The organism is Solibacillus faecavium, assembly GCF_014836905.1.
GTDB lineage: Bacteria > Bacillota > Bacilli > Bacillales_A > Planococcaceae > Solibacillus > Solibacillus faecavium.
In genome coordinates this window covers 71,391-97,993 of sequence record NZ_JACSPZ010000001.1, presented here as the reverse complement: position 1 = coordinate 97,993, position 26,603 = coordinate 71,391, and the positions used below count along the sequence as shown (strand labels likewise).

The following is a 26,603-nucleotide window of genomic DNA, read 5'->3' as shown; positions in this document are numbered from 1 at the left end:
CGCATGAAATTTCTGAAAATAAAGGGTTATTTTTTGTCTTTGTCGATCATTTGGAATAAAATAAAGGTGGATAATGCGAAGGAGGGCTACATATGTCTGAGGAAATGAATTTAGGGTTAAACCAAAAATTTCAAGAAGGAGATATTGTGAAAGGTGTTGCTGCACAAGTTGAAGAGAAGTCAGTGACAGTTTCTATCGAGGGGGCACCTTTTGATGGAATTATACCTATTAGCGAACTTTCAAGCTTACACATTGAAAAAGCTTCCGATATAGTTTCAGTTGGAGATCAGCTTGAGCTAATCATTACAAAAGTTGAGGAAGAAAATTTTGTTTTATCAAAGCGAAAAGTCGATGCACTTCAAGCATGGGATAAGCTAAAAGAAAAATTCGAATCCGGTGAAATTTTCGAAGCGGAAATTAAAGATGTTGTAAAAGGCGGACTTGTCGTAGATTTAGGCGTTCGTGGTTTCGTTCCCGCATCACTGGTAGAGGACTACTTTGTAGAAGATTTTGAAGACTATAAAGGAAAGACTTTACGATTAAAAATTACAGAATTAGATAAAGACAAAGGTCGACTTATTTTATCTCATCGTGCAGTGCTTGATGAAGAAAAAGCTTCGAAAAAGCAACAGGTTATCCAAAACATCAATCAAGGCGATGTATTGGAAGGTACGGTTCAACGTTTGGCGAAATTCGGTGCTTTTATTGATTTAGGCGGCATTGATGGGTTAGTTCATATTTCGCAAGTGGCTCATGAGCATGTAGAAGATATTTCTACCGTTTTACAGGAAGGACAAGCCGTAACGGTAAAAGTCCTTTCAGTTGATATTGATAATGAGCGTGTATCGCTATCAATTAAGGATACATTGCCTGGTCCGTGGACAAACATTACGGAAAAGGCTGCAAAGGGCACTGTTTTAACGGGTATTGTTAAACGTCTTGTTACATTTGGTGCGTTTGTTGAAGTATTCCCGGGAGTTGAAGGTCTAGTTCATATCTCTCAAATTTCACATAAGCATATTAATACACCACATGAGGCATTGAAAGATGGGCAAGAAGTGGAAGTTAAGGTGCTAGAAGTGAATGCAGATGAAAAACGTCTTGCATTAAGTATTAAAGCATTACAGGAAGATTCAGATGCAGAAGAGGATTTCGATTACGAGCTTCCTGAAGAAAATAAAGGATTCTCATTCAGCGACGTTATCGGTGACCAGCTGAAGGGCTTTAAAAAACAATAACACAAAGAATGCCCATGTAAGCAAACGCTTATGTGGGCATTTTTTGTTTTTGTTTATGAATAGTTAAAATTGAGTGAAAAAAATAAAGGACTGCCAACCACTCATTTCACTAGGTCGACAGTCGAAGGGCTGCGATTAATATTTTCTAGTTATTTCGAATCGGAGGAGCAGTTTCCTGTGGAGTTAGCTCTCTAATTAATACGGGAACTGGGTAGTCAAAACCTTCTTTATTTTCAAGTCTTACAGCATACAGTGATTGGAGTGCTTGATGATCTTCTGGGCGGAAGGTCATAGTACCCTTTGGAGATTCAAAGCTCATTCCTTCCATTGTCTCAATAAGTTTGTCTGTATCGGTATTTCCCTCTGTTTTCTTTAATGCTTCAACTATTGCTAAAGCTGCACTCATTCCACCTGGTGTGAAAAGGTCTGGTACCTCCCCATTAAAGCGTTGTTTGTGCTCCTCTACAAGCCAAGTATTTACTTGGTTGTCTGGTAACTCATGATAATACACTGTAAAGCCTTCCATTCCCACAAGAGGTTTCATGATAGGGAAAGTCGCTATATCTGCAACGCCAGTAGAGATTTTAATCCCTTTTTCCTGAACTTTCATATCACTGATTTGCCCCCAAGGCGTATTGGAGCCAGCCCAGATAACATATAAATAATCAGGCTTTAGACCGATAATCTTTTGAATATTAGAAGTGAAATCTGTAGCGGCAGGATCCACATATTCTTCATGAACAATATCTGCTCCTAACTTGATCGCTGCCTCTTTAAATGCAGCAACCCCATCTTGTCCGAACGAGTAATCAGGGGCAAGAGTTGCTATTTTGACTCCTTTTTTAGCGATAGCAGCTGCACCCGCAACCGCATCTTGAGATGAATTTCGTGCTGTACGGAAAATATACTTATTGAATTCTGCACCCGTAATACTATCTGCAGCAGCTGGCTCTACAACCATTATTTTTTCATACTCCTCTGCAAGCGGTAAAACAGCTAGTGTGTCACCGGAGCTAGAAGAACCTACAAGAAAATCAACTTTATCTTCTTCTAATAGTTTGGTAGCTTTTTGTACTGCTACCTCAGCTTTTGTCTCTGTATCCTCTACAATAAACTCAAGTTTACGACCTTCAACTTCCATTGTTCCATTCGTAGCATACTCAAGACCAAGCTCAAAGCCTTGAACAGATTGTTTTCCGTATGCTTCTAAACCACCAGTTAAAGATGCAAGTACTCCAATTTTAATAGGTACAGCATCTTTCGCTTCTGCCCCTTCTACATTTTCATTTTCATCAGCACTGCATCCAAAGACAAACAATAGAAGTGATAAAAAAAGACCTAAATATATATATTTTCTAGTAAAAATTTTCACTTTCTTCCTCCTTAGTCTTTGATTTTTTTTAATGTTGTTGCTGCCCATGTGTAACCTGTTCCAGCACTGACCGCAACAATGATGTTCCCTTTTTTTAATCTATTTTCTGTCTCAGCCAAATGGAGACCTACAAGCGGGTCCAGGGATGACATATGACCATAATGGTCGAGATATACTGCTTTTTCTTCGGAAAGCTCTAGTCCGTCTAAAATCTGAAGAAACATCGACTTTTTTGTATGCAATGGAAGGAGCATATCAATATCTTGCAACGTATATCCGCTTTTTTCTACCGATTCTTTTACTACCTTAAAAAAATTAGCTACAGATATGGGATCAAGCCGTTCTTTCATATCTGTAGGGTCTTTCACATCGATGAAATGAAGATTCTTATTAACTGTTTCATGGGAAGCGGGAAGAGCAGAACCTCCAGCTGGTACACGTATATCGTCGTGGAATGAACCGTCTGTATATATGGATGATTCTAAAATTTCAAATTTGCCATTATCTCTTGATAGAAGGGTAGAGGCACCCCCATCAGCAAAATTGAACATAAATCTTGATCGAGGATTTTGATAGTCTATAATTTGTGATTCTTTACATCCTCCGACTAGTAAAATCTGGTTAATAGTCGTATCAGAAGTTAACATATCCTTTGCAACTTTAAGTGCGATAGGGAAACAAGAGCTTACATTCATTATTTCAAAGGCATAAGCATTTTTTGCGCCAAGCTTATGTTGAATTTTTGGTGCACTGGACCAAACTCCATAGTCTTTATACGGACTTCCAAAATATATAACCACGTCTATAAGCAGCGGGTTTACCTTCTCTAGTATTGGCAATGCAGCATTAATCGCCATATCGGAAGCATGCGTGGAAGAGTCCGCCACATGTTTCTCATAGAGACCGAATTTCTGTATTATTACATCTTCTGGAATACCTGTTTTCTTTTCTAGTATCCGAGCTGTTTCAACATCGGGTGGAAAATATGTGCTTGTATGAACGATTTGTATCATATTTTTGTACCCTCCTTTGGCATCATCATTTTTGCTTCTCCTTGTAACACAACAGTATTATCTTGTTTTCGGCAAATCGTCTCGAGCCGAAGGATTCCCCGTTCTGGATCGATTTCTAAAATTTCGGCACTAGCAGTTATCGTATCTCCTATGAAAACAGGTTTTAGAAATTTTAGCGTTTGCTCTAAATAAACCGATCCCTTTCCAGGAAGTTCCATGCCTAAGAGCCTGGATAAAAATGAAGTAGTTAATAAACCGTGCGCAATTCTCTGTCCAAATCTTGTATCTCCAGCATATTCCTGATCAACATGAACAGGGTTATAGTCACCACTTAAACCAGCGAACATGACAATATCCGTTTCGGTAACAGTTCTGCTAAAAGCCGCTTTCTGCCCAACAAAAAAATTCATCGTTAATTCACCGCTTCTTCTACGTAATATTTTTTTAATGTTGGTTTATCGATTTTTCCTGTCGCATTCTTTGGTAAAGCGCTTACAATTTTAAAAAGACTTGGAACTTTATAACTTGCTAACTTTTTAGTACATAGTTCTTTTAACTTTTCGTCAGTTAAGGTTGTCTCTTCTTTTAATACAATAAAAGCAATTGGTGTTTCGCCCCATTTATTATGAGGAACTCCGATAACTGCTGCCTCCACAACATCACTAATCTCATAAATGACTTTTTCAATCTCTAATGGATAAATATTTTCACCACCTGATATAATCATTTCCTTTTTTCTGCCAACAATGTAGACAAAGCCTTCCTTGTCTTGTCTGACAATATCACCCGTTGCAAACCAACCATTCTGAATTGCCTTTGCTGTTTCATCAGGAAGTTTATAGTATTCCTTCATGACATTCGGTCCCTTTACAAGCAATTCACCATATTGACCAGGTGAAACATCTTTTGCATCTTCATCCACAATTCGGATTTCTGTAAACATAACTGGTTTTCCAATGGAGCCAGCTTTATGATGGAAATCTTCCTCTGATAATAAAAATACAGTAGGGGATGTTTCAGTGAGACCATAACCTTGCCCAAAGCTAATGCCTTTTTGTATATACCAATGGATTAGCTCTTCAGGACAGGGAGCACCTCCGTTATAAAAAAAACGTACAGAGGTCAAATTTGTTTTTTCAAAGGTAGGGCTTTTCCGTAAGGTATCATGAATAGTTGGAACGCCCATAATAATGGTTATTTTATATTTCTCTATATACTCCAGTGCTTGCTCAGGGTTAAATCGCTCCGGTACAATAACTGTTCCTCCAGCTAACAGAACGGGTAATGTGAATAATCCAATTCCACCAATGTGGAAAAGTGGTAATAAAGTTATAACTTTATCTTTTGAAGTGATGTCGAGACTTAACGTATTATTGATTGCATTCCAAAACATATTTTCCTGGGTTAAAACAGCTCCCTTAGGTCTGCCAGTTGTACCAGATGTGTAACAGATAATATAGGGAGCTGATGAATCTATTTCTATAGGTGTGAGCGGCTCTGGATGTGCGATGTTAATCGTTTTAAATGTTAATAAAAGAAAGTTTGTTCGGGTTAACAATTCTTTACCTTTTTCATAGTTGTCATGGTCAACAATGAGTGTTTGAAGGCCGCTATCTTTAAGCTGATATTCTAACTCATCTTCAGTTAGGCGGATATTAAGTGGAACAACAACAGCATTGAGCTTTGCCAATGAAAATAATAAAATAATAAAATCAATGCTATTCATCGATAATATACCCACCCGATCGCCTTTTTTAATAGAGTAAGTAGATTGTAATACGCCGGCATATCGGTTAACCATGCTGCTCATTTCCAGATAAGTAATTTTTCTCTGGACATCGATTAAAGCTAGTCTACTTGGTGTAATAATGGAACGCTGATCAATCCAATTTGATATTCCCTTCAATTGACATCACTCCTGCAATTATTTTCGTAAACCTTGGAAAATAAGGGCTATTGCATCTTCTAACAAATCCTCTGGTACGTCTTTATCTTCCCAGTAAATCCACCTCATCCCTAAGAACTGACTAATACCCATTAAACAATAAGCAATTGTTTCGGAATCGTATTTCTTTATTTCCTCTTTACCAATTGCTTCTTCCAATCCTTTAATGTATCCCGATGCTAAGCGCTCGTAATACCAGCGATAAAGTTTCTCATCCACAAGAACAGTTTGCTGAATAATACTGTACAAATTCCGATGATTTTTTACCCAGGAAAAGAATGTACGGAAGCCAATTCTTTGGGACTCTTCAAAACTATCTGCCGCCTTAATAGCATTTCTAATTTCACTTCTAAATGTGTGGCTCATGTTACGCACAAGTTCTTCGAAAATGGACTGCTTAGAAGGGAAGTAATTATAAAATGTTCCCTGGGCTACATTTGCCTTTTGCGTAATATCAACAATGGAGGCATTAAAATAACCTTTTTCACCAAAAACTTCTTCAGCAATATTTAGTAAATGTTGACGTGTTTTTTCTCCCTTCTTTGTAAGTGGTTGGGGATTATTAGAAGACAAATTTATAATTTCTGACATATGAATCACCTCTCAGTTTTATAGTATGCAAAATATTCAGAAAATACAATATATTTCTGAAATAATTTCCTAGTAATTGCATTTAACTCCAAATTAATTTTATTAACTTGATTTCCTAAGAATGTCTTCTATTCAATAATTCCATTTAGAATGTTGTGAAAAAATGATATAATAGTCAAATTCGTGTATAATACGGAAAGACAAGAGTTTGGAAGGATGAAGTACAGATGACAAAACCAGTAATCGCCATCGTAGGACGTCCGAACGTAGGTAAATCGACAATTTTTAACCGAATTGTCGGAGAACGTGTATCGATCGTGGAAGATATCCCCGGTGTAACACGTGACCGTATTTATAGTTCGGCTGATTGGTTAGCACATGAATTTAATATTATCGACACTGGTGGTATTGAAATTGGGGACGAGCCATTTTTAGAGCAAATCCGCCAGCAAGCAGAAATCGCTATTGATGAGGCGGACGTTATTATTTTCATGACAAATGGTCGTGAAGGTGTAACCGCTGCGGATGAGCAAGTAGCAAAAATTTTATATAAAACAAAAAAACCGGTTGTATTGGCAATTAATAAGATCGACAACCCGGATATGCGTCATATGATTTATGACTTCTATTCATTAGGTTTTGGTGAGCCTTGGCCAATTTCAGGTTCGCACGGTTTAGGTTTAGGGGATTTATTGGATGAATGTGCAAAACACTTCCCGCAACCTGATGAAGAGCAATATGATGAAGATACGATTAAATTCTCATTAATTGGTCGACCAAATGTTGGGAAATCATCACTTGTAAATGCCTTTTTAGGTCAGGAACGTGTTATTGTAAGTGAAATTCAAGGGACAACTCGTGATGCAATTGACTCTCCGTACTCACATGATGGGCAAGATTATGTCATTATTGATACGGCGGGTATGCGTAAAAAAGGGAAAGTCTATGAAACAACAGAAAAGTATTCTGTGCTACGTGCACTGCGCGCAATCGAACGTTCTGACGTTGTTTTAGTTGTTCTGAATGCAGATGAAGGCATTCAAGAACAGGATAAAAAAATCGCAGGCTATGCACATGAAGCTGGTAAAGCGGTAATTATTGTTGTAAACAAATGGGATGCAATTGAAAAAGACGAGAAAACGATGAATTTATTCACAGAACAAATTCGTGAGCATTTCTTATTCTTGGATTATGCACCAATCGTTTTTGTTTCAGCAAAAACGAAACAACGCGTACTCAATATTTTACCTATTATAAAACGTGTTAGTGAAAATCATGCGATGCGTATTCAATCATCTATTTTAAATGAAGTAATTGAAGATTCCATTGCACGTAATCCAGCACCAACAGATAAAGGGCGTCGTTTACGTATTTACTACGCAACACAAGTGGCAATTAAACCGCCAACATTCGTTGTATTCGTAAATGAACCTGAAATGATGCACTTCTCATATGAGCGCTTCTTAGAAAACCGTATTCGTGAGACATTCGATTTCGAAGGTACTCCAATACGTCTTATTACACGTGCTCGTGACTAATTAAATGTACAGAGCGCTAGTTTATGAAAATGAACTAGCGTTTTTGTACATAAAGGGAATTTAGCTTGAAGTAAATGATATTAAGAAACTTTAAGTAGATTTGGGGGTTTATTAATGGAAAATGTAGTAGTTTTAGGCGCAGGCTCCTGGGGGACTGCACTTGCAATCGTTTTGGCGGAAAACGGACACAATACGTTAATTTGGTCTCATCGTGAAGATCAGGCGAACGAAATAAATGAGCAACATACGAATAAAAAATATTTACCTAATACAGTACTGCCGCAGAATTTAAAGGCAACTGCTAATTTAGAAACAGCCGCAAAGCATGGCTCAACAATCGTCATGGCTGTACCAACAAAAGGAATCCGCGAAGTTTGCGGAGAAATTTCAAGCTATATTACAGACAAGGCTTTATTTGTCCATGTTTCAAAAGGAATAGAACCGGATACTTTAATGCGTATTTCTGAGTTGATGAAAGAAAGCCTGGCATCTGATGCTGTTAGTGACATCGTCGTTCTATCAGGACCTTCGCACGCGGAGGAAGTAGTGTTGCAGCATCCTACAACGGTAACCGCAGCTTGCAAAAATCTAAAGGCAGCGGAAAAGGTGCAGGATCTGTTTATGAACCATTATTTACGTGTGTATACGAATGATGATGTGATTGGTGTTGAAATAGGTGGGGCACTTAAAAATGTAATTGCTCTTGCAGCAGGTATGACGGATGGTCTTAATTTTGGAGATAATGCAAAGGCAGCTCTTATTACACGTGGATTAGCAGAAATTACACGTCTCGGTGTAAAAATGGGCGGTAATCCTTTTACATTTGCAGGACTGACAGGAATGGGCGACTTAATCGTAACTTGTACAAGTGTCCATTCACGTAACTGGCGGGCTGGTAATATGCTTGGAAAGGGAATGAAGCTTGATCAAGTACTGGAAGAGATGGGGATGGTTGTAGAGGGTGTACGTACGACAAAGGCAGCTTATCAATTATCACAAAAATACGAAGTTTCAATGCCTATTACATCAGCATTATACGATGTGTTATTTAATGATATGGAACCAAAAGCATTAGTAGAGTCTTTAATGTTACGAACGAAAAAAAGCGAAATCGATGAAATGAGCTAATCGGCTTATTTTAAGGTCGGTAAATCTATAAAATTTAATAATTTGTCACAAATAGGGAGGGATACTTGTATGCCTCCTGTTTTTTTTTACCTGAAAAGGCTATAATTATTAGCGGAATATCCGTGAAAATTTATAGGAAGGCGGTTTTAGCATTGCAACACGTTCTACTATTGATGAATCCGATGTCAAATCTACTATTAAACTCTGCACGTGGACCTTTAGCTTCTATGCATGCATTGGATGTTATGTGGGTTTCGTTTTATTCAATTGGCTTATTATTAGCATCATTATTAATTATCACAGCAGTCCGTAAATGGATACATAATACGTTTTTATCGTTTTTAATTAAACTTGTTGCCTATGTAATGTTTTTTATCGGCACATTATTGATGGTACTTGTCATATTAACATGGCCGAACTAAGGTAGGGGGAATACATATTATGAAATTTTCAAAATGGTTTGTGCTTTTATCCATCATCACGTTGCTTTTATCAGGGTGTGGCTCCTCGTCTAACTTCGATCAATCCAGCCTAAGACCTGATGTCGATATGCTTGCGGGTGTCCAGCGGGCTGTTAATGAGTACCGTGAAGATACAGGGGTATTGCCAATTAAAACGCGCGATCAGGACACAGACATTTTTATTAAATATTTAATTGATTTTGAAAAACTTGTTCCGAAATATATTGGTTCGCCGCCGGGGAATGCATATGAAAAGGGTGGAATTTTTCAGTATATTATTTGGAATCCGGAAGAAAACCCAACTGTGAAGCTTGTTGATTTACGTACGCCTGAACGTATACGTGAAATCAATATTCGATTTAAAGGGACGAAATATCCACAGTTTAAAGATAAAGTGGCAGAGCATGTTTATACAGTTAACTTTGAAAATATTGGTTATAAAGAAAATGTGACAGTTCAGAGTCCTTATTCGAATAATCAATTACCAATTGTTGTATCGGCTGAAGGGGATTTATACGTTGATTATTCGATTGATTTATATACGTATATGAAAGATAACGATATTGTCGCGCAGCCTGGTGACGACATTCGGGAAATACTAGTGGATAATTTTCCGGTAGTACCAGCATATTCACTTCCATACACAGTAGATGAAAACAATGAACCAATCATTTGGTATGATCCAACAAAAAAAGAAAAATAACAGAAAAGGTGTACAAAAAGGTGAAACTTTTAGTACACCTTTTTTCATATTTAAAAACGAATATACATATAGTGTTTTGATAATGAATACTTTAACTGGAAACAGAAGATTAAGGCATATAAAGGAGGCAATACGATTAGCGAGCATATTTTTCAGCAACTGGCGGAACGTACGAATGGTGATCTTTATATTGGTGTAGTAGGACCAGTTCGTGTTGGTAAGTCGACGTTTGTTAAAAAGGTCATGGAAGGCGTAATATTGCCTAATATTGAAAATGCGGAAGACCGTATGCGTGCGATGGATGAGCTTCCTCAAAGTTCTCCTGGACCTACGATCATGACGGCAGAGCCGAAATTTGTCCCTGCTCAAGGTACAACTGTTGCATTTGGAGAAAGCGCAATACCTTTCCGTGTACGATTTGTTGATTGTGTCGGATATGTAATTGAGGGAGCAAAGGGTTATGAAGACGAGTCAGGACCAAAATATGTGCAAACACCATGGCATAATGAAGCAATTGCGTTTCAGGAAGCTGCGAAAATTGGGACAGATAAAGTTATTCGTGACCATGCCAATATCGGAATTGTCGTAACGACGGATGGAACGGTAAATGGAATGACACGGGCTGCTGTAGAAAAAGCGGAGCAGCAAATTATAGATCAGCTTACGGAAATCGGAAAGCCATTCGTAATTGTGCTGAATAGTACAGCCCCACATTCGGCTGAAACACAGAATCTACAACAAGCACTCGTTCAAAAATATGATGTACCTGTAATCCCAACTTCGATTCAACAGATGCAATTAAACGATGTTATGATGATTTTGCAAGAAGCCTTATTTGAATTCAATGTAAATGAGATTCAAGTAGAGAAACCGGATTGGTTGGATGTGTTGGATGAGCATCATCATTTAAATGAAACATTATCATTTGCTACGTCACAATTACAAGATGATGCGATGAAAATTCGTGATGTAGAAGCAGCAAGTCAATTGCTCCGTGAAATTGATTTTATAGAAAGCTGTACAGTGGAAAATATTGATGCCGGGCAAGGTATTGCAACGTTGCGTGTCAATATCCACAATGACTATTATAAAGAAGCATGTGCAGAATGGCTCGATAAACCAGTTGAATCGAAAAAAGAATGGCTCTTGTTTATAAAGGAGGCAGCAGAAGCCAAAGCGGCGCAAAGCAGATTCCGTGAAGCCATTGAACAGGCGAAAGAAGATGGTTATGGTGTGACATTGCCTGCAATGGACGAATTTACTCCAAGTGAGCCTGAATTGATTGAACAAAATAATTTCTACGGTGTACGAATGAAAGCAACTGCCCCATCCTACCATATTATTCGAATTGATATGGAAGCGGAGTTTTCGCCATTAATTGGCTCAGAGTTTCATAGTCAGCATTTGCTGAAGGATCTGAAGCATGCATATGAATATGATCGCCAGGCATTATGGCAAACTCAATTATTCGGTACACCTTTACATGAAGTACTAACAGAAAGTATCCGCTATAAAATGAGTGGTGTTCCAACTCATGCAAAAAACAGAATGCGTTTAATGTTGGAAAGATTAATAAATGAAGGAGAAAGAGGTTTAATTACATTTATTATTTAAATTTCAATATAAATTTATGATTGAAAAATTACAGGACCGTTCACTTTTATAGGTGAATTGTCCTGTAATTTCTGTTTTTTTGCAAAAAAAGTTAAAATATAAGCAAAACCTGAATGAATTCAGTTGCGTAGCGGTTTTCTGTATGTTAATCTTTTTACAGGATTTAGATTCATGACCCTTTGAGAGGAGGTGAATGGTGTGAATAAAACAGAATTAGTAAACTCTGTTGCTGAAGCTGCAGGTCTTTCTAAAAAAGACGCTTCTAAAGCAGTTGAAGCTGTATTTGATACAATTCAAGATGCTCTTGCAAAGGGTGACAAAGTACAATTAATCGGTTTTGGTAACTTTGAAGTTCGTGAGCGTGCAGCGCGTAAAGGTCGTAACCCACAAACAGGTAAGGAAATCGAAATCGCTGCTTCGAAAGTACCTGCTTTTAAACCAGGTAAAGCACTTAAAGACGCTGTAAAATAAATCAGCCTCTAGAAGTACATAGAGTAGCTCTCAGTCTAACTGAGAGCTGCTCTTTTTTGATGCCTGGAAACTGATAGGGTGGCGTGCTTTTTAATAACCGTATACTAAGTTTGGCATTTGTCCTGGCTAAAGCGCATAGACCTCTGTTTTATCGCTTTGGACTACCGAAAAGGTACCTGAATTGAACTGTGAATTTAGCACTCTGGTTCATTTCTTTTTGTTTTTGAATAACTATGCTAAAAAAAGTAGAACTCTTTTGAACTTACGCGTTTAATGTGCTACGATTCAAGAGTGTATTTTATAACGAAAATAATAGCATTTAATGAGAATAAATATAGATAGACGTATACATAAAAACGTTTTGGTTTGTAGGAGGACCTGATTTCCATGGCAAATGTCGATTTGAAAAAGATAGAAGACGCAGTAAAAATGATTTTAGAAGCAGTAGGGGAAGATGTAGAGCGTGAAGGATTACTTGATACGCCAAAACGTGTTTCAAAAATGTATGCAGAAATGTTCAGTGGTTTAAATGAAGATCCACGTGATTATTTTAGTACGGTTTTTCATGAAGACCACGAAGAATTTGTATTAGTAAAGGATATTCCGTTCTACTCTATGTGCGAGCATCACTTAGTTCCTTTCTATGGCACAGCACATATAGCATACATACCAAAAGACGGTAGAGTAGCCGGTTTAAGCAAACTGGGACGCTGCCTGGAATCTGTTGCACGCCGTCCACAGCTGCAAGAACGCATTACTTCTACAGTAGCAGATACTATTATGGAAATGTTAAACCCTAAAGGAGTTTATGTTGTTGTCGAGGCCGAGCATATGTGTATGACAATGCGCGGGTTGAAGAAACCTGGTTCTAAAACGGTGACAGCTGTCGCGCGCGGTATTTATGAAGAAGATGATACAAAGCGCAACGAAGTGATTACTTTCATCCAAATGAAATAAGCCGGACAAATATGGTATTATAAACAAAGAAATTAACAGGTGGGGGGATTATTAAATGGCACAACCAGATTATATTATTATTGAAGCAGAAGAAGATGGTGTACATGTAATTGGTCTAACTCGTGGCACTGATACAAAATTTCACCACTCTGAAAAGTTGGATGCTGGCGAAGTAATGATTGCCCAGTTTACTGAGCATACGTCTGCAATGAAAATTCGCGGAAAAGCTAAAATTCATTCTGCCCATGGAACAATCCAAAGTAAAAAATAATGAATACAAAAGCACAAGCTATATATCATAAAAAATTTTGATTAAATGCTTTAAAACATTGAAATGGAGTAATTTCTATGAGTGCAACATCTATTATACAATCGGTTCAAACGTTACAATCAAATATTCTACAGCATGTTCATCATAGAGCATTACTTCAAAATGTTGGACAACCTACGTTACAAGAAGAACAATTGTTTTTTATTCAGTTGCCTTTTTTGAATGGGGCTGAAATGACTGACGACCATAAAGTAAGTGCAATAACTGTTGGAATTGTACATGCATCACTTCTGGAGCACGAAAAAGTATTGGAAGTAGATGCTACAAGTAAGGAGCAACAACTCATTGTCCTGTCGGGAGATTATTATAGCGGCCGCTATTATCAACTTCTTGCACAGTCCGGAAATATTAGATTAATTCAGAAACTGTCTAAAGGGATTGTAAATCGCTGTGAGCATCAAATTCGCATTTATGAGACACAAACCCGTTCCGTTGAGCAATGGATTCATAGTTTAACGGTAATTGAAAGCGCATTGATTTCGCAATACTATGATGTATACGGTTACAATGCCTATTCTGAACTTATGGAAAACACATTGACATTTATTCGTTTGAAAAAAGAATATGGATTGATACAGGATGCAAAACGAGGTTTCTTATATAAAGCGTTGGCATTGGCTGATAATCCAACTATTCTTGACTCAACAATGGAATGGTTGCATGAACAACTGATTATCCGACAACAGCAGGTGTTGGAAGTTGTGAAGCGAAGCCATATCCATGAAGATTTAAAACATTCCATTGAGCAATACATCACTTTGTAGTGAATTTAGAAAGGTTTTGAAAAAATGGCAAAATCGAAAGAAGAACATGTTCATGAAGTGTTTGAAAACATTTCAGAAAACTACGATAAAATGAACTCCGTTATCAGCTTTCAAATGCATGTCGGATGGCGTGATGATACGATGAAGCGTATGGCCGTTAAAAAGGGCTCCGCATGTTTGGATGTCTGCTGCGGTACTGCTGACTGGACTATTGCCCTATCAAAGGCAGTAGGTGATGAAGGTATTGTAAAAGGGCTGGACTTTAGTGAGAACATGCTGAAAGTCGGCAAGCAAAAAACAGAAAATATTCAAAACATAGAGTTAATTCATGGGAATGCAATGGAGCTTCCATTTGAAGATAATACATTCGATTATGTAACGATTGGCTTTGGTTTGCGAAACGTACCTGATTATATGAAAGTATTACGTGAAATGAATCGTGTTGTAAAGCCAGGTGGCATGGTTGTTTGTCTTGAAACATCCCAATCTGAAATTCCGGTATATCGTCAACTTTTCCGTTTTTACTTTAACTATATCATGCCAATGTTCGGAAAATTATTTGCAAAAAGCTATAAAGAATATTCATGGCTTCAAGAGTCGGCGAAAGACTTTCCGGGTATGAAAAAGCTAGCGCAAATGTTCCGTGAAGCCGGGTATGAAAATGTCACATATAAACCATATAGCGGTGGGGCAGCAGCTATGCACATGGGTTTTAAAAAGAAATAATAGTGGGAGTAGGTTTTGACGCGTGGAAAAGATGAAAATCAAAATGCTATATGCGGATATCAAATCAGATATAGAAATCATCGAAAACGAATTAGAACAAGCGTTGAATTCATCTTCACACTTATTGAATGATGCCTCTATTCATTTACTGCAAGCTGGTGGTAAACGAATTCGACCAGTATTTACGTTACTAAGTGCTAAATTTGGTGACTATAATATTGAGCGAATGAAAAATATCGCCGTCCCACTGGAATTAATTCATATGGGTTCATTAGTACATGATGATGTGATTGACGATTCAGATATGCGTCGCGGACGGGAAACGGTAAAAGCCCAGTGGAACAACCGTGTGGCGATGTATACAGGGAATTTTATATTTGCACGTGCACTGGAATACGTAACAAGCATTGAAAATCCGAGAGCACATCAAATATTAGCTAAAACAATGGTAGAACTAGTAAATGGTGAAGTCATTCAAATCGAGGATAAGTTTCGTTTAGATCAAAATTTGAAAGATTATTTCCGCCGTATTAAACGAAAAACAGCGTTGTTAATCGAATCAAGCTGTGAATTAGGTGCGGTAGTGAGCGGTGCTGATGAAAAAACAGTGCGCCACTTAAAGCGATACGGATATTTTGTAGGGATGAGCTTTCAAATAGTAGATGATATTTTAGATTTCACAGCAACAGACAAGCAGCTTGGAAAACCGGCTGGAAGTGATTTAATGCAAGGAAATGTTACATTGCCGATTTTATTAATGAAGGACAATCCATTACTTGCCCCATACTTAGCAAAAGTGTCAACAACGGGACTATCGGAGCAGGAACGTCAAAATATGCTGGCACTCGTACGCAATTCGGATGCCATCAAAGAAGCAACTAAAATCAGCAATCTATACTTAAAAAAAGCTTTAAAAGAAGTGGAAGCATTACCCGATCATCCGATGAAGAAAAAATTGCGTGATATTGCTCTTTTTATGGGTAAGCGAAAATCTTGATTACAACAGCCAATATATAGCAAAATCTAATATTTGTTGCAGTTTGAGTAGGATTTTGGTAATATTTATCGGTAGGTGTAAAACCTTTTACTCAAATTTAGGGAGTGTTTATAATGGCAATCGAAAAAACATTTTTAATGGTTAAACCAGATGGCGTAGAACGTCAAGTGATTGGTGATATCGTAGATCGTTTTGAGCGTCGCGGTTTCGTAATGCGCGGAGCAAAATTAATGTCACCAACTCGTGAATTAGCTGAAAAACACTATGCAGAGCACGCTGAGCGTCCTTTCTTCGGTGAATTAGTAGACTTCATTACTTCAGGTCCAGTATTCGGTATGGTTTGGGAAGGCGAAAACGTTATCCAATTATCACGTATCATGATGGGTGCTACAAAGCCAGAAGAATCAGCTCCTGGTACAATCCGCGGTGACTACGCTGTAACTTTATCTCACAACGTAATCCACGGTTCTGACTCTTTAGCTTCTGCTGAACGTGAAATCGGTTTATGGTTCCCAGAAGGCTTAGCTGAATAATTGATATTTTTGAAAAGCTATCACTTTTAAAGTGGTAGCTTTTTTTATATTCAACACGAAAAATATTACCTATTAATGGTATAATAAAATCCGAATAATGAAACTATTTTTGGGATACATACGTATAAAAAATACTGAGTGAAATTAGGGGGATGTTTATGTGGGTTTTAGCCGTTATTTCAGTAATGGCAGTGGGAGCGATTGCAGTCATTACCGATGCGCGCAATGAAAGCAAACGAATCGATGTAAATAAATTAACGAAAGAAATCGAGTTGGAAAAATTGCGTCTTGAAAATTATGATAAAGAAACAGAAAAGATGCGTTTGGAATTAGAACATTCAAAGCAATTATTATTAGAACATAAACAAAAGTAAGTATTTATTTAACCAATAGCGATTTTTTTTAGAAGGGGTGACATTCATGTTTTGGATAATGATTACAATAATCGCTGTAGTAGGAATTCTAACAGATACGTATACTAGAAATAAAAAAATTGATTTAAAACGTCTTGATAAGGAAATCGAGCTAGAAAAACTAAGACTTGAAAATTTCGATAAAGAAACAGAAAAGATGAAGCTTGAATTGGAACATACAAAACAGTTACTGCTCGATACACAATCAACAAGTCAATCAGGCAAGTAAAATATTAATCAGGGGAGCGTATTAAACCGTATGGAAGATATTCTTATTATCTCTATTATTTTTGGCTCTGGAGCCGTTATTGCACTTACAGCAATATTAACTGCCCATAAACGATCGAGTTTAAAATTACAAATAAAGATGCTGGAAAAAGAGACACAGCTTGAACAAATCCGTTTACAAAGCTATGATTCAGAAACCGAAAAAATGAAGCTTGAGCTTGAACAGTCAAAACAGCTTTTGCTGGACAGACGCACTGAATAACCTTTATAGGTAAAAACTATTTCAGATTCAGAAATTTTCGGCTATAATAGGCATACGTTAGATGAGGGGAAAGATGGACAATGTCAGATTATGTTCAATTTATAAATGGCATTAAGCGCAAGACGGGCATTGATCTAGCTCTATATAAAGAAGCGCAGATGAAACGCCGGTTAACATCGTTATATGAAAAGAAAGGTTTCGGTAATTTCGTTGATTTTCTTTCGGCTCTGGAAAAAGATCGAGATTTGATGAATGAATTTCTAGATCGTATGACAATCAATGTTTCTGAATTTTATCGAAATGGAAAGCGTTGGGAAGTATTACAAAATAAGATTTTCCCTTTACTGCTGCAATCGAATAAACGGTTAAAAATATGGAGTGCGGCCTGCTCTACAGGCGAAGAGCCTTATAGCCTAGCAATGGTACTATCCCATCATCTGCCTTTATCCCAAATAAATATTTTGGCAACGGACTTGGATGAGAATGTACTCCAAAAAGCAAAATTAGGTCTTTATCCTGAACGTTCTCTTGCAGAGGTGCCAAAGCCGATACAAGCTAAGTACTTTAACCAGGAAGAACAATTCTATAAAGTTAAAGATGAGATTAAACGTACGGTCACTTTTAAGAAGCATAATTTATTGAAGGATAGTTACGAATCAAATTTTGATTTAATAGTTTGTAGAAACGTGATGATTTATTTTACAGAGGAAGCTAAAGATCAAATCTATGCGAACTTCAGTAAATCATTGCGATCTGGTGGAATTTTATTTGTCGGGTCAACGGAGCAAATCTTTAATCCTGCCAGATATGACTTTGAAGTTGAGGATACATTCTTTTACCGCAAAAAATAATATAGCTTTTTAAAAATTAGGAAGACTGCTGTGAAATACTTTAAAAGCTACATACTAATGCGCTTTTCGTATAAAATAGCGAAAAGTGTATTTTTGTTTTATTTGCTTATAATTGTGCCGTTTCTTAGTTGGAACGTTCAGAATATTCTAAAATGACATATTAGTTAGGTGAATCAGTACTGTTATTTAGTATAAAATATGTTATAGTGAAAAATACATACTTTAGCGAGTTGAAGGGAGAAAGTGTTTAATGCGTTATTTAACAGCAGGTGAGTCACACGGACCACAACTAACAACAATTATTGAGGGGTTGCCTTCATTATTACCGATTACCGCAGAAAAGATCAATTATGATTTAAAACGTCGTCAAGGAGGCCACGGTCGTGGACGCCGCATGCAGATTGAAACAGATACTGTAGAAATTGTATCTGGGGTTCGTCACGGAAAGACGTTGGGATCTCCCGTTGCATTAGTAGTAACGAATGATGACTGGAAGCATTGGACGAAAATCATGGGGGCAGAAGAACTGCCGGAAGATATTGATCCATCCGAAATTAAACGCCAAATTTCACGTCCACGTCCAGGACATGCGGACTTAGTAGGTGGAATGAAATATGGTCACAGAGATTTGCGTAACGTATTAGAACGTTCAAGTGCCCGGGAAACGACGGTGCGCGTTGCTGTTGGATCTGTTGCAAAAGCATTGTTAAATGAACTAGGCATTTCGATTGTTGCACATGTAACTGAAATTGTCGGCATTAAAGCGGATCAGAACTTATTGGAAGGCAAAACAGCAGACGAAATACGCACAATTGTTGAGCAGGATCCATGCTATTGTGTAGATCCGGAAGCTTCGGCAAAAATGGTGGAAGCGATTGATGAGGCAAAACAAGCAGGTGATTCCATTGGTGGTGTCGTTGAAGTTATCGTAGAAGGGTTGCCAGCTGGTATCGGTTCCTATGTACATTATGACCGTAAATTGGATTCAAAGCTTGCAGGAGCTATGTTAAGCATCAATGCATTTAAAGGTGTTGAGTTCGGAATCGGTTTTGAAATGGCACGTAAAAAGGGATCTGAAGTACACGATGAAATTTTATGGGATGAAGAAAAAGGTTATACTCGTGCAACAAATCGTCTAGGCGGTCTTGAAGGTGGTATGTCTACTGGAATGCCGATTGTTGTAAGAGGAGTAATGAAGCCAATTCCTACATTATATAAACCATTGCAAAGTGTTGATATTGAAACGAAAGAGCCTTTCAAAGCAAGTGTAGAGCGCTCTGACAGCTGTGCAGTACCTGCAGCTTCAATTGTTGCTGAACATGTTATTGCCTGGGAAATCGCGAAGGCGATTGTAGAACAGTTCCATAGTGATCAGTTGCCACAGCTAAAAGCACAATTAGATGAAATGCGTCAGTATACAAAGGGGTTTTAATATGAAGATTCCAGTTCGGGCTGCATCTCATTCGTATGATGTAACGATTGGGAAAGGCATATTGAAAGAAGCAGTGACAGCACTTAACTACTTATTTGCAAAAACAGATAAAATTGTAGTGCTGACAGATGAAAATGTTTGGAGTTCACAGCAGCATTATTTTGAAGCTAATTTCCCGTATGAGTACCACCTCCATGTAATGCCTGCCGGGGAAACGTGCAAAAGCTTTGAAAACTATAATGCCGTACAAACATTTTTATTGGAACAAAAATGTACACGAAAGTCTCTTATAATTGCTTTTGGTGGCGGTGCAGTAGGTGATTTGGCAGGATTTGTTGCCGCGACTTATATGCGGGGCATTCCGTTTGTCCAAGTGCCGACTACGATTTTGGCGCATGATTCAGCGGTTGGCGGGAAAACAGCCATTAACCATGCTCTCGGGAAAAATATGATTGGTGCATTTTATCAGCCGGACGCTGTCATTTATGACATTACGTTTTTACATAGTTTGAGTGAAAAAGAAGTACGCTCAGGGATGGCAGAAGTAATTAAGCATGCTTTAATTTCAGATGCGCAATGGGTTGAGGAACTTTTGGAAGGCGATTTTGTAACGAAACTTCCAGAGGAGACGTTAGTTAACTATTTAGCGCACGGCATCCAAGTAAAAGCAACGATTGTAGAACAGGATGAGACGGAACAATCTGTACGTAAATTTTTAAATTTAGGCCATACTTATGGGCACGCAATTGAAGCTGCAGCAGGCTATGGTCGAGTGGCACATGGCGAAGCAGTCATGATTGGTCTTCTGTATACGTTACTTTTAAGTGAACAATACGGTAAGGTAAACCATCAATTTACGAAGCGCTTTTTACATTTTGCCCTAGAAAACGGTTATCCTTTTGAAGCGGTTCATGACTTTACATTCGAACAGTTAACTGAGTATTTATTAAAAGATAAAAAAGCAGACTACGGACAATTACAGTTCGTATTACTTGATACAATCGGTCATCCATTCGTTCAGAAAGTTGAACTTGAAAAATGTGAACAAATTGACCAACAATTAAGAGCATTACTGGCGGAGGTGCAAAAATGATTCGTGGAATACGTGGGGCAATAACGATTGCTGAAGATAAAGCTGAATACGTATGGGGTGAAACAGCGAGACTTGTAAAAGAAGTTGCTAAGCAAAACAATATTGAACCGGAAAATATTGCATCCGTTACAATATCAACAACACCCGATATCCACTCTGCCTTTCCTGCAAAGTCAGTACGCACAATGCCAGGGTGGCAGTATGTACCGATCATGTGTATGCACGAGATGGATGTACCTGGTGCATTGCCATTATGTATACGTGTTTTATTGCATGTTAATACAGATATACCGCAACATGAAGTCCGTCATGTTTATTTAGAGGATGCGGTAAAGTTAAGACCAGATTTAGTGAAATAATCGCCAGTTAGAGGAGACGTTAACGATGAAGTGGAAACAACAGTTATTTGGCATGAAAGCTTATCAACCGGGAAAACCGATTGAAGAAGTAAAAAAAATTTTCGGATTGGATGAAGTTATTAAACTTGCTTCCAACGAAAATCCCTTTGGCAGTTCCCCAAAGGTGCAACAATTTTTACAGGAGCAACAAACAAATCATGCGATATATCCGGATGGCTATGCACAAAGCTTACGCACATCTTTAGCGAAATTTTATAGTGTTGCGGAAAATGAATTGATTTTAGGGAATGGTTCCGATGATTTAATTGCTATTATAACGCGTGCATTATTATATCCAGGCGTTAATACCGTGATGGCGGATTTATCGTTTTCCCAATACTGGCATAACGCAGATATTGAAGGAGCCGAAGTACGTAAAGTACCTTTAAAAGAAGGTGTGCATGACTTGGATGCGATGCTGGCGGCCATTGATGAGAAAACATCAGTCGTTTGGGTATGCAATCCGAATAATCCTACAGGAACAATTGTGTCAGACGAAGCACTAAGTGCATTTTTAGCAAAAGTGCCTGAAGATGTTTTTGTAGTGTTGGATGAGGCTTATATTGAGTATGTCAATGATCCATCTTATAAGGATACACTGCATTATTTCCGTGAATATCCGAATTTAATTTTACTTCGCACGTTTTCAAAAGCTTACGGTTTGGCATCATTCCGTGTGGGATATGGCATTGCACAGCCGGAAGTTATTGCAAAGTTGGATCCAGTACGCGCACCATTTAACAATACAGTGTTAAGCCAACAGGTTGCGCAAATTGCTTTACAAGATCAGGAGTTTATTGAAAGCTGTCGTGTGGCAAATGAAATCGGTAAAAAACAGTATGTGGCATTTTGTGAGCGTCATGGATTAAACTATTTCCCGTCTCAAACGAACTTTATTATGTTTGAAGTGAAGGCTGATAGTAACGTAGTCTTTGAAGAAATGATGAAGCGCGGATTTATTATCCGTAGTGGTGCTGCACTTGGTTTAGAAGGTTATATACGAGTTACGATTGGGACTGAAGCTCAAAATGCGAAGTTTTTACAGTTGCTTGAAGATGTATTAACAGAACAAGGAGTATTTGCATGACACGTAATGTTTTCGTAATCGGACTAGGGCTAATCGGCGGTTCAGTTGCGTTAGCTCTTCAAAAGGCTCCGCGTACGAAAGTGTATGGCTATGACTACCATGAACAAACGAGACAATTAGCTAGCACATTAAAGGTTGTACACGAAGTTGTAGAAGATCCAGCTGAATTTGCAAAAGAGGCAGATGTTATTATTTTTGGTACACCAGTAAACGTGACACTCCAGTTTATGGAGCAGTTAAAATCATGGGAATTGAAAAAAAGTGTCATTATTACTGATACGGGTAGTACGAAGACACAAATTATGGACAAGGCAAAAGAACTGAAAGAACTAGGCATTACGTTTATCGGCGGTCATCCGATGGCAGGCTCGCATAAAAGTGGGATTACTGCTGCGAAGCCTTATTTATTGGAAAATGCCTATTATATGCTAACACCAAATGAAGGCGAAGAAATCGAAAAGCTAGCAATGCTTGATAATTTGCTGAAATTTACGTTAGGGAAAATGGTTGTTGTGGATGCTAAAATCCATGATCATATGACTGCTGTTGTTAGCCATTTTCCACATATCATAGCTGCTTCACTTGTACATCAACTGAATTTTGAAAAGAAGGCCTATCCGATGACATCTTCATTGGCAGCGGGAGGTTTCCGTGATATTACGCGTATTGCTTCATCCAATCCTGCATTATGGCGTGATATTACACTGCAAAATCGAAAAGAGCTTGTCGGTCAGCTCGATACATGGCTTGAAGAAATGAATCGTGTTCGTCAATTATTGGATAATGGTGATGAAAAGGCAATTGAAGCATATTTTAGCGATGCGCGGGATGTTCGTGACAGCCTGCCAATCGCTAACGGCGCATTATATATGCCTTATGATTTATATGTAGATATTCCGGATTATCCAGGTGTTATTTCGGAAGTGACGGGCTTTTTGGCAGAAGATAATATTAGTATTACAAATATACGTATTGTCGAAACAAGGGTAGACGTATTCGGTATTTTAGTGATAAGCTTCCAGACAAATGAAGACCGTGAGCGTGCAGCACAATGTATCGCACATAAGGCAAAGTACGATACGTATATTTCATAAAGGACACATCTCGCTTTTTGAAGGCGGGATGTATTTTTCTAAGGAGGGGTTCGGGCATGAGTTCAAAAACGTTACAATACGAACAGGTGGCATTAAAAGGGAATATTACAGTACCGGGGGATAAGTCCATTTCACATCGCTCGGTTATGTTTGGTTCAATCGCAAAAGGAAGGACTACGGTAACTGGATTTTTATTAGGCGAAGATTGCCTAAGCACGATTGACTGCTTTAAAAAGTTGGGTGTTGAAATTGAAGTGGACGGAACAAATGTCACGATTGATAGCCCAGGTATTGATAATTGGATGGAACCAAAAGAAGTATTATACACAGGGAATTCCGGAACAACTACTCGCTTAATGCTCGGGATTTTATCAGGTACATCGCTACATACAGTTATGACGGGTGATGCTTCAATTGGCAAGCGTCCAATGCGCCGTGTAGCCGATCCGCTTCGTTTAATGGGTGCACAAATTGCTGGTCGCGAAAATGGGCAATATACACCACTTGCCATTCAAGGTGGTCCACTACAAGCGATTGATTACACTATGCCTGTAGCAAGTGCACAAGTAAAGTCAGCCATCCTAATGGCAGGGCTTCGCGCGCAAGGTACAACTATTGTAAGAGAAAGCGAAGTATCACGTGACCATACAGAGCGTATGCTACGTCAGTTTGGTGCAAATGTAACGGTGAAAGACGGGGTTGTATCATTTGAAGGTGGACAAGAGCTAACGGGAACACATGTGAACGTACCAGGTGATATTTCATCAGCAGCCTTTTTCTTAGTCGCAGGGGCCATTACTAATAATAGTCACATCGTATTGGAAAACGTAGGTGTAAATGATACGCGAGATGGCATCCTACAAGTGCTTCAAAATATGGGTGCCAATATGACAATCGAGATTGATGATGCAAACGCAGCGGAGCCCACTGCAACAATTATAATTGGAACATCTCAACTTACAGGCACAGTAATTGAGGGGGCAATTATTCCTCGACTAATCGACGAAATCCCAATTATCGCTCTGTTGGCAACACAAGCAACAGGTAAAACGATTATTAAGGATGCCGAAGAACTAAAGGTAAAAGAAACAAACCGCATCGATGCCGTTGTGAATGAACTGAAAAAACTAGGTGCGAATATTGAAGCAACAGATGATGGAATGATTATTGAAGGTCCTACAAAATTAGCAGGTGCTTCCTTAAAAACATACGGCGATCACCGAATCGGTATGATGGGGGCTGTCGCTGCATTAATTGCAGACGGAGAAGTTACACTGGATGACGCAGACTGTATCGCGGTTTCGTATCCAACATTTTTTGAACATCTTAATAGTTTATCGAAATAAAAAGGAAAGCGGCATAATTGTCGCTTTCTTTTTATTTTTCCCTTTAAAGGAAAAATTTTAAAAATGTAATGAAATTTCTGATTATTTGGTTTATTATGAAATAAAGTTTCATAAAAGGATGTTTGAAATGAAAGATGCCATTACAAGAATTGAAATGATTTTTAATAATTTAAAACCTACTCAAAAAGAAGTTGCAAAATTTATTCTGCATAACCCTAATTTTGTAATAAATAATTCCATCCAACAAGTGGCACAGGCGAGCAAAAAAAGTGAAGCAACAATTGTGCGATTTTGCAAAGAATTGGAATTTGAAGGGTTCAAGGATTTAAAGATGGGAATCTTAACATCTTTAAATATGCAAATGGAACATCAACAGCAGGGCATTTACAAGCAACTACTAAAAGATTCGTCATTGGAGGAATCAGTATCCATTATTTCTAACAACAATCAAAATGCGATTTTGGAGATGGTAAAGCTGATTGATTATGGGAAGCTTAATGACGCAATTGAAATGCTGTATAAATCCGATTCCATTTTTATTGCAGGTGTAGGGGCATCGGCATTAGTAGCACAGGATTTTATGCTGAAATGCCAAAGGATTGATAAACGTTGCGAAGCTTTGACGGACAGTCATCAAATGCTTGTGAAATCTGTTCATTTAAAGCCAAACGATATCGTATTTCTAGTGACATACTCAGGAGAGACGAAGGAAATAGTTGAATTTGCAAAGTTAGCAAAGGAAAAAGGAACAACGATTATTGCCTTGACTACGTTTATTAATAATACAGTTCAATCATTGGCTGATATTAATTTGTATGTATCAGCTACTGAAGCCAATGAGCGTATAGGAGCAACTTCTTCACGTATTTCACAACTAAATATGATTGATATTTTATTTACTTGTATCGCTCGGAAAGATTTTGAAAAATCTGTTCAGTTATTTAAAGAGACTAAAGCAGTTATTCAAAAAGGGGTGTGATTATTTGCTTCATAAAATTATCCAAAGAGGCATTGACGAACAATATTATGCAGGCGGTATTTGTAATATTTGGGAGGATGGAAAAGATTACGAAACTATTGCTTTAGGCTGGGCAAATAAAGATAGGGAAATCCCAATGGATTTAACAAAGCTATTCGATTTAGCTAGTTTAACAAAGTTATATACTGCGACACTGGTACTTCATCATATCTCAAATAAGCGACTGTCTTTAGATGACCGCCTGGGAGATTTTAAGATAGGCCCACCAGTAATTGGTAACGTTAAGGTTCGTGAATTGTTGCTTCATACATCAGGTATTACTAGCTGGTATCCATTTTATAACGATAATCAGTATGGCAAAAGCTTTGAAATGATACTAAATGATATTGATGTGACAAAAGATTCGAAACGCAATGAAGTGACCTATAGCGACCTAAATTTTATGCTATTACGCTTTATCTGTGAATGCATTGATGCTAGAACTTTTGAACAGCAGATTCAATTTATTCTAAATGAAATTGGTGATGACGATGGTGGCTTTTTATTGAACCGCCCGAAATCCGAATTTGCTGCAACAGAGTATGGGAATCAAATCGAACATGAGATGTGCAAGGAGAGGGGCTTAACATTCTCAAATTGGCGGTCACCTGAACAGCCTATAGTTGGTCACGTTAATGACGGTAATGCCTATTATTTTTTTGAAGGGGTTTCTGGACATGCCGGATTATTTGGAAGTTATAAAACGGTTAGTAAGTTAGGACAATTATACATTAAAGGAGGTGGTTCGCTCTTAGACGCTGAACTTGTAGAATATTTGCTGGAGCTTAATGAGAATGAGAGAACATTAGGTTTTAGCAAAAGTGGATTATTTATGAACGGGCTGGGTCATACAGGTTTTACCGGAACTATGTTGTACATTGAGCCAAAAACAAAGAGAGTCATTACATTTTTAGCGAATCGACTGCATGTTGAAAATCCAAAAGACATGTATGAAATTCGAAACGAAGTAATTCATTATGTACGTTAATGGAGGAATTT

General features: G+C 38.0%; 30 protein-coding genes. 25 read left to right on the top strand and 5 right to left on the bottom strand.

What is annotated here, in order from left to right:
- The first annotated feature begins 92 nt into the window (after positions 1-92).
- The gene (rpsA, locus tag H9635_RS00485) at positions 93-1,238 is read left to right on the top strand and encodes a 30S ribosomal protein S1 (protein ID WP_191698183.1); all 1,146 of its coding nucleotides are present in this window, start codon (positions 93-95) and stop codon (positions 1,236-1,238) included.
- 145 nt (positions 1,239-1,383) lie between these two features.
- Here the strand turns inward: rpsA and H9635_RS00480 are convergent, their stop codons facing one another.
- The 5 genes from H9635_RS00480 to H9635_RS00460 are packed head-to-tail and all read right to left on the bottom strand — an operon-like array spanning position 1,384 to position 6,159.
- The gene (locus tag H9635_RS00480) at positions 1,384-2,610 is read right to left on the bottom strand and encodes a substrate-binding domain-containing protein (protein ID WP_318245163.1); all 1,227 of its coding nucleotides are present in this window, start codon (positions 2,608-2,610) and stop codon (positions 1,384-1,386) included.
- Positions 2,611-2,621: 11 nt separating this feature from the next.
- Positions 2,622-3,623: a 3-oxoacyl-ACP synthase gene (locus H9635_RS00475; protein ID WP_191698181.1), complete on the bottom strand. Its 1,002-nt coding sequence runs from the start codon at positions 3,621-3,623 to the stop codon at positions 2,622-2,624.
- Positions 3,620-4,033: a MaoC family dehydratase gene (locus H9635_RS00470; RefSeq protein ID WP_191698180.1), complete on the bottom strand. Its 414-nt coding sequence runs from the start codon at positions 4,031-4,033 to the stop codon at positions 3,620-3,622. The genes H9635_RS00475 and H9635_RS00470 overlap by 4 nt, the downstream gene beginning before the upstream one ends.
- Before the next feature lie 2 nt (positions 4,034-4,035).
- Positions 4,036-5,529 carry an o-succinylbenzoate--CoA ligase gene (gene menE, locus H9635_RS00465; protein WP_191698179.1) on the bottom strand — a complete coding sequence of 498 codons (1,494 nt, stop codon included), beginning with the start codon at positions 5,527-5,529 and terminating at the stop codon, positions 4,036-4,038.
- 18 nt (positions 5,530-5,547) lie between these two features.
- Complete coding sequence (locus tag H9635_RS00460) at positions 5,548-6,159, bottom strand: TetR/AcrR family transcriptional regulator (RefSeq protein ID WP_191698178.1); 612 nt, start codon at positions 6,157-6,159, stop codon at positions 5,548-5,550.
- Positions 6,160-6,386: 227 nt separating this feature from the next.
- Between H9635_RS00460 and der the strand changes: the two genes are divergently transcribed.
- From der to H9635_RS00340, 24 genes are all read left to right on the top strand, one after another.
- Positions 6,387-7,697 (top strand): ribosome biogenesis GTPase Der, encoded by a 1,311-nt coding sequence (der, locus tag H9635_RS00455; RefSeq protein ID WP_191698177.1) that lies wholly within the window; start codon positions 6,387-6,389, stop codon positions 7,695-7,697.
- Positions 7,698-7,811: 114 nt separating this feature from the next.
- On the top strand, positions 7,812-8,825 hold the full coding sequence (locus tag H9635_RS00450; RefSeq protein WP_191698176.1) for an NAD(P)H-dependent glycerol-3-phosphate dehydrogenase: 1,014 nt from the start codon (positions 7,812-7,814) through the stop codon (positions 8,823-8,825).
- A 173-nt stretch (positions 8,826-8,998) separates the two neighbouring features.
- A complete protein-coding gene (locus tag H9635_RS00445; protein ID WP_191698175.1) occupies positions 8,999-9,247 on the top strand; it encodes a DUF2768 domain-containing protein in 249 nt (82 codons plus the stop codon).
- 19 nt (positions 9,248-9,266) lie between these two features.
- Positions 9,267-9,989, top strand: a complete 723-nt coding sequence (locus tag H9635_RS00440) for a hypothetical protein (protein ID WP_191698174.1) — start codon at positions 9,267-9,269, stop codon at positions 9,987-9,989.
- A 108-nt stretch (positions 9,990-10,097) separates the two neighbouring features.
- Positions 10,098-11,603 carry a stage IV sporulation protein A gene (spoIVA, locus tag H9635_RS00435; protein ID WP_318245171.1) on the top strand — a complete coding sequence of 502 codons (1,506 nt, stop codon included), beginning with the start codon at positions 10,098-10,100 and terminating at the stop codon, positions 11,601-11,603.
- Positions 11,604-11,801: 198 nt separating this feature from the next.
- Positions 11,802-12,074 carry an HU family DNA-binding protein gene (locus H9635_RS00430; RefSeq protein ID WP_004232618.1) on the top strand — a complete coding sequence of 91 codons (273 nt, stop codon included), beginning with the start codon at positions 11,802-11,804 and terminating at the stop codon, positions 12,072-12,074.
- A 387-nt stretch (positions 12,075-12,461) separates the two neighbouring features.
- Positions 12,462-13,031, top strand: a complete 570-nt coding sequence (gene folE / locus H9635_RS00425; protein WP_191698173.1) for a GTP cyclohydrolase I FolE — start codon at positions 12,462-12,464, stop codon at positions 13,029-13,031.
- 55 nt (positions 13,032-13,086) lie between these two features.
- Positions 13,087-13,302: a trp RNA-binding attenuation protein MtrB gene (gene mtrB, locus H9635_RS00420; RefSeq protein ID WP_191698172.1), complete on the top strand. Its 216-nt coding sequence runs from the start codon at positions 13,087-13,089 to the stop codon at positions 13,300-13,302.
- Positions 13,303-13,379: 77 nt separating this feature from the next.
- Positions 13,380-14,126: a heptaprenyl diphosphate synthase component 1 gene (locus H9635_RS00415; RefSeq protein ID WP_191698171.1), complete on the top strand. Its 747-nt coding sequence runs from the start codon at positions 13,380-13,382 to the stop codon at positions 14,124-14,126.
- A 24-nt stretch (positions 14,127-14,150) separates the two neighbouring features.
- Positions 14,151-14,852, top strand: a complete 702-nt coding sequence (locus tag H9635_RS00410) for a demethylmenaquinone methyltransferase (protein ID WP_191698170.1) — start codon at positions 14,151-14,153, stop codon at positions 14,850-14,852.
- A 22-nt stretch (positions 14,853-14,874) separates the two neighbouring features.
- On the top strand, positions 14,875-15,849 hold the full coding sequence (gene hepT / locus H9635_RS00405; protein ID WP_191698169.1) for a heptaprenyl diphosphate synthase component II: 975 nt from the start codon (positions 14,875-14,877) through the stop codon (positions 15,847-15,849).
- Positions 15,850-15,962: 113 nt separating this feature from the next.
- On the top strand, positions 15,963-16,382 hold the full coding sequence (ndk, locus tag H9635_RS00400) for a nucleoside-diphosphate kinase (RefSeq protein WP_191698168.1): 420 nt from the start codon (positions 15,963-15,965) through the stop codon (positions 16,380-16,382).
- A gap of 158 nt (positions 16,383-16,540) precedes the next feature.
- On the top strand, positions 16,541-16,756 hold the full coding sequence (locus H9635_RS00395; protein WP_191698167.1) for a hypothetical protein: 216 nt from the start codon (positions 16,541-16,543) through the stop codon (positions 16,754-16,756).
- A 58-nt stretch (positions 16,757-16,814) separates the two neighbouring features.
- On the top strand, positions 16,815-17,024 hold the full coding sequence (locus H9635_RS00390) for a hypothetical protein (protein ID WP_225231048.1): 210 nt from the start codon (positions 16,815-16,817) through the stop codon (positions 17,022-17,024).
- A gap of 30 nt (positions 17,025-17,054) precedes the next feature.
- Positions 17,055-17,285: a hypothetical protein gene (locus H9635_RS00385; protein WP_191698165.1), complete on the top strand. Its 231-nt coding sequence runs from the start codon at positions 17,055-17,057 to the stop codon at positions 17,283-17,285.
- An 80-nt stretch (positions 17,286-17,365) separates the two neighbouring features.
- Positions 17,366-18,136 carry a CheR family methyltransferase gene (locus H9635_RS00380; protein WP_191698164.1) on the top strand — a complete coding sequence of 257 codons (771 nt, stop codon included), beginning with the start codon at positions 17,366-17,368 and terminating at the stop codon, positions 18,134-18,136.
- Between the two features lie 250 nt (positions 18,137-18,386).
- Positions 18,387-19,568, top strand: coding sequence for a chorismate synthase (gene aroC / locus H9635_RS00375; RefSeq protein ID WP_191698163.1), 1,182 nt, complete (start codon positions 18,387-18,389; stop codon positions 19,566-19,568).
- 1 nt (position 19,569) lies between these two features.
- Positions 19,570-20,661, top strand: coding sequence for a 3-dehydroquinate synthase (aroB, locus tag H9635_RS00370; RefSeq protein WP_191698162.1), 1,092 nt, complete (start codon positions 19,570-19,572; stop codon positions 20,659-20,661).
- Positions 20,658-21,020: a chorismate mutase gene (aroH, locus tag H9635_RS00365; RefSeq protein ID WP_191698161.1), complete on the top strand. Its 363-nt coding sequence runs from the start codon at positions 20,658-20,660 to the stop codon at positions 21,018-21,020. The genes aroB and aroH overlap by 4 nt, the downstream gene beginning before the upstream one ends.
- Before the next feature lie 25 nt (positions 21,021-21,045).
- Positions 21,046-22,146 carry a histidinol-phosphate transaminase gene (hisC, locus tag H9635_RS00360; protein WP_191698160.1) on the top strand — a complete coding sequence of 367 codons (1,101 nt, stop codon included), beginning with the start codon at positions 21,046-21,048 and terminating at the stop codon, positions 22,144-22,146.
- Positions 22,143-23,240, top strand: coding sequence for a prephenate dehydrogenase (locus tag H9635_RS00355; protein ID WP_191698159.1), 1,098 nt, complete (start codon positions 22,143-22,145; stop codon positions 23,238-23,240). Before hisC ends, H9635_RS00355 begins: the two co-directional genes overlap by 4 nt.
- 56 nt (positions 23,241-23,296) lie before the next feature.
- The gene (gene aroA / locus H9635_RS00350; protein ID WP_191698158.1) at positions 23,297-24,586 is read left to right on the top strand and encodes a 3-phosphoshikimate 1-carboxyvinyltransferase; all 1,290 of its coding nucleotides are present in this window, start codon (positions 23,297-23,299) and stop codon (positions 24,584-24,586) included.
- Between the two features lie 127 nt (positions 24,587-24,713).
- Positions 24,714-25,565 carry a MurR/RpiR family transcriptional regulator gene (locus tag H9635_RS00345; protein WP_191698157.1) on the top strand — a complete coding sequence of 284 codons (852 nt, stop codon included), beginning with the start codon at positions 24,714-24,716 and terminating at the stop codon, positions 25,563-25,565.
- A gap of 4 nt (positions 25,566-25,569) precedes the next feature.
- Positions 25,570-26,592 carry a serine hydrolase domain-containing protein gene (locus H9635_RS00340; RefSeq protein WP_191698156.1) on the top strand — a complete coding sequence of 341 codons (1,023 nt, stop codon included), beginning with the start codon at positions 25,570-25,572 and terminating at the stop codon, positions 26,590-26,592.
- Positions 26,593-26,603: the final 11 nt, after the last annotated feature.

What these genes read in the sequence shown, in the direction of transcription:
- rpsA (WP_191698183.1), top strand. Translation starts at nt 93, where the DNA reads ATGTCTGAGGAAATGAATTTAGGGTTAAACCAAAAATTTCAAGAAGGA.
- H9635_RS00475 (WP_191698181.1), bottom strand. Translation starts at nt 3,623, where the DNA reads ATGATACAAATCGTTCATACAAGCACATATTTTCCACCCGATGTTGAA.
- H9635_RS00470 (WP_191698180.1), bottom strand. Translation starts at nt 4,033, where the DNA reads ATGAATTTTTTTGTTGGGCAGAAAGCGGCTTTTAGCAGAACTGTTACC.
- H9635_RS00460 (WP_191698178.1), bottom strand. Translation starts at nt 6,159, where the DNA reads ATGTCAGAAATTATAAATTTGTCTTCTAATAATCCCCAACCACTTACA.
- der (WP_191698177.1), top strand. Translation starts at nt 6,387, where the DNA reads ATGACAAAACCAGTAATCGCCATCGTAGGACGTCCGAACGTAGGTAAA.
- H9635_RS00450 (WP_191698176.1), top strand. Translation starts at nt 7,812, where the DNA reads ATGGAAAATGTAGTAGTTTTAGGCGCAGGCTCCTGGGGGACTGCACTT.
- H9635_RS00445 (WP_191698175.1), top strand. Translation starts at nt 8,999, where the DNA reads ATGAATCCGATGTCAAATCTACTATTAAACTCTGCACGTGGACCTTTA.
- H9635_RS00440 (WP_191698174.1), top strand. Translation starts at nt 9,267, where the DNA reads ATGAAATTTTCAAAATGGTTTGTGCTTTTATCCATCATCACGTTGCTT.
- folE (WP_191698173.1), top strand. Translation starts at nt 12,462, where the DNA reads ATGGCAAATGTCGATTTGAAAAAGATAGAAGACGCAGTAAAAATGATT.
- mtrB (WP_191698172.1), top strand. Translation starts at nt 13,087, where the DNA reads ATGGCACAACCAGATTATATTATTATTGAAGCAGAAGAAGATGGTGTA.
- H9635_RS00415 (WP_191698171.1), top strand. Translation starts at nt 13,380, where the DNA reads ATGAGTGCAACATCTATTATACAATCGGTTCAAACGTTACAATCAAAT.
- H9635_RS00410 (WP_191698170.1), top strand. Translation starts at nt 14,151, where the DNA reads ATGGCAAAATCGAAAGAAGAACATGTTCATGAAGTGTTTGAAAACATT.
- ndk (WP_191698168.1), top strand. Translation starts at nt 15,963, where the DNA reads ATGGCAATCGAAAAAACATTTTTAATGGTTAAACCAGATGGCGTAGAA.
- H9635_RS00395 (WP_191698167.1), top strand. Translation starts at nt 16,541, where the DNA reads ATGTGGGTTTTAGCCGTTATTTCAGTAATGGCAGTGGGAGCGATTGCA.
- H9635_RS00390 (WP_225231048.1), top strand. Translation starts at nt 16,815, where the DNA reads ATGATTACAATAATCGCTGTAGTAGGAATTCTAACAGATACGTATACT.
- H9635_RS00385 (WP_191698165.1), top strand. Translation starts at nt 17,055, where the DNA reads ATGGAAGATATTCTTATTATCTCTATTATTTTTGGCTCTGGAGCCGTT.
- H9635_RS00380 (WP_191698164.1), top strand. Translation starts at nt 17,366, where the DNA reads ATGTCAGATTATGTTCAATTTATAAATGGCATTAAGCGCAAGACGGGC.
- aroC (WP_191698163.1), top strand. Translation starts at nt 18,387, where the DNA reads ATGCGTTATTTAACAGCAGGTGAGTCACACGGACCACAACTAACAACA.
- aroB (WP_191698162.1), top strand. Translation starts at nt 19,570, where the DNA reads ATGAAGATTCCAGTTCGGGCTGCATCTCATTCGTATGATGTAACGATT.
- aroH (WP_191698161.1), top strand. Translation starts at nt 20,658, where the DNA reads ATGATTCGTGGAATACGTGGGGCAATAACGATTGCTGAAGATAAAGCT.
- hisC (WP_191698160.1), top strand. Translation starts at nt 21,046, where the DNA reads ATGAAGTGGAAACAACAGTTATTTGGCATGAAAGCTTATCAACCGGGA.
- H9635_RS00355 (WP_191698159.1), top strand. Translation starts at nt 22,143, where the DNA reads ATGACACGTAATGTTTTCGTAATCGGACTAGGGCTAATCGGCGGTTCA.
- aroA (WP_191698158.1), top strand. Translation starts at nt 23,297, where the DNA reads ATGAGTTCAAAAACGTTACAATACGAACAGGTGGCATTAAAAGGGAAT.
- H9635_RS00345 (WP_191698157.1), top strand. Translation starts at nt 24,714, where the DNA reads ATGAAAGATGCCATTACAAGAATTGAAATGATTTTTAATAATTTAAAA.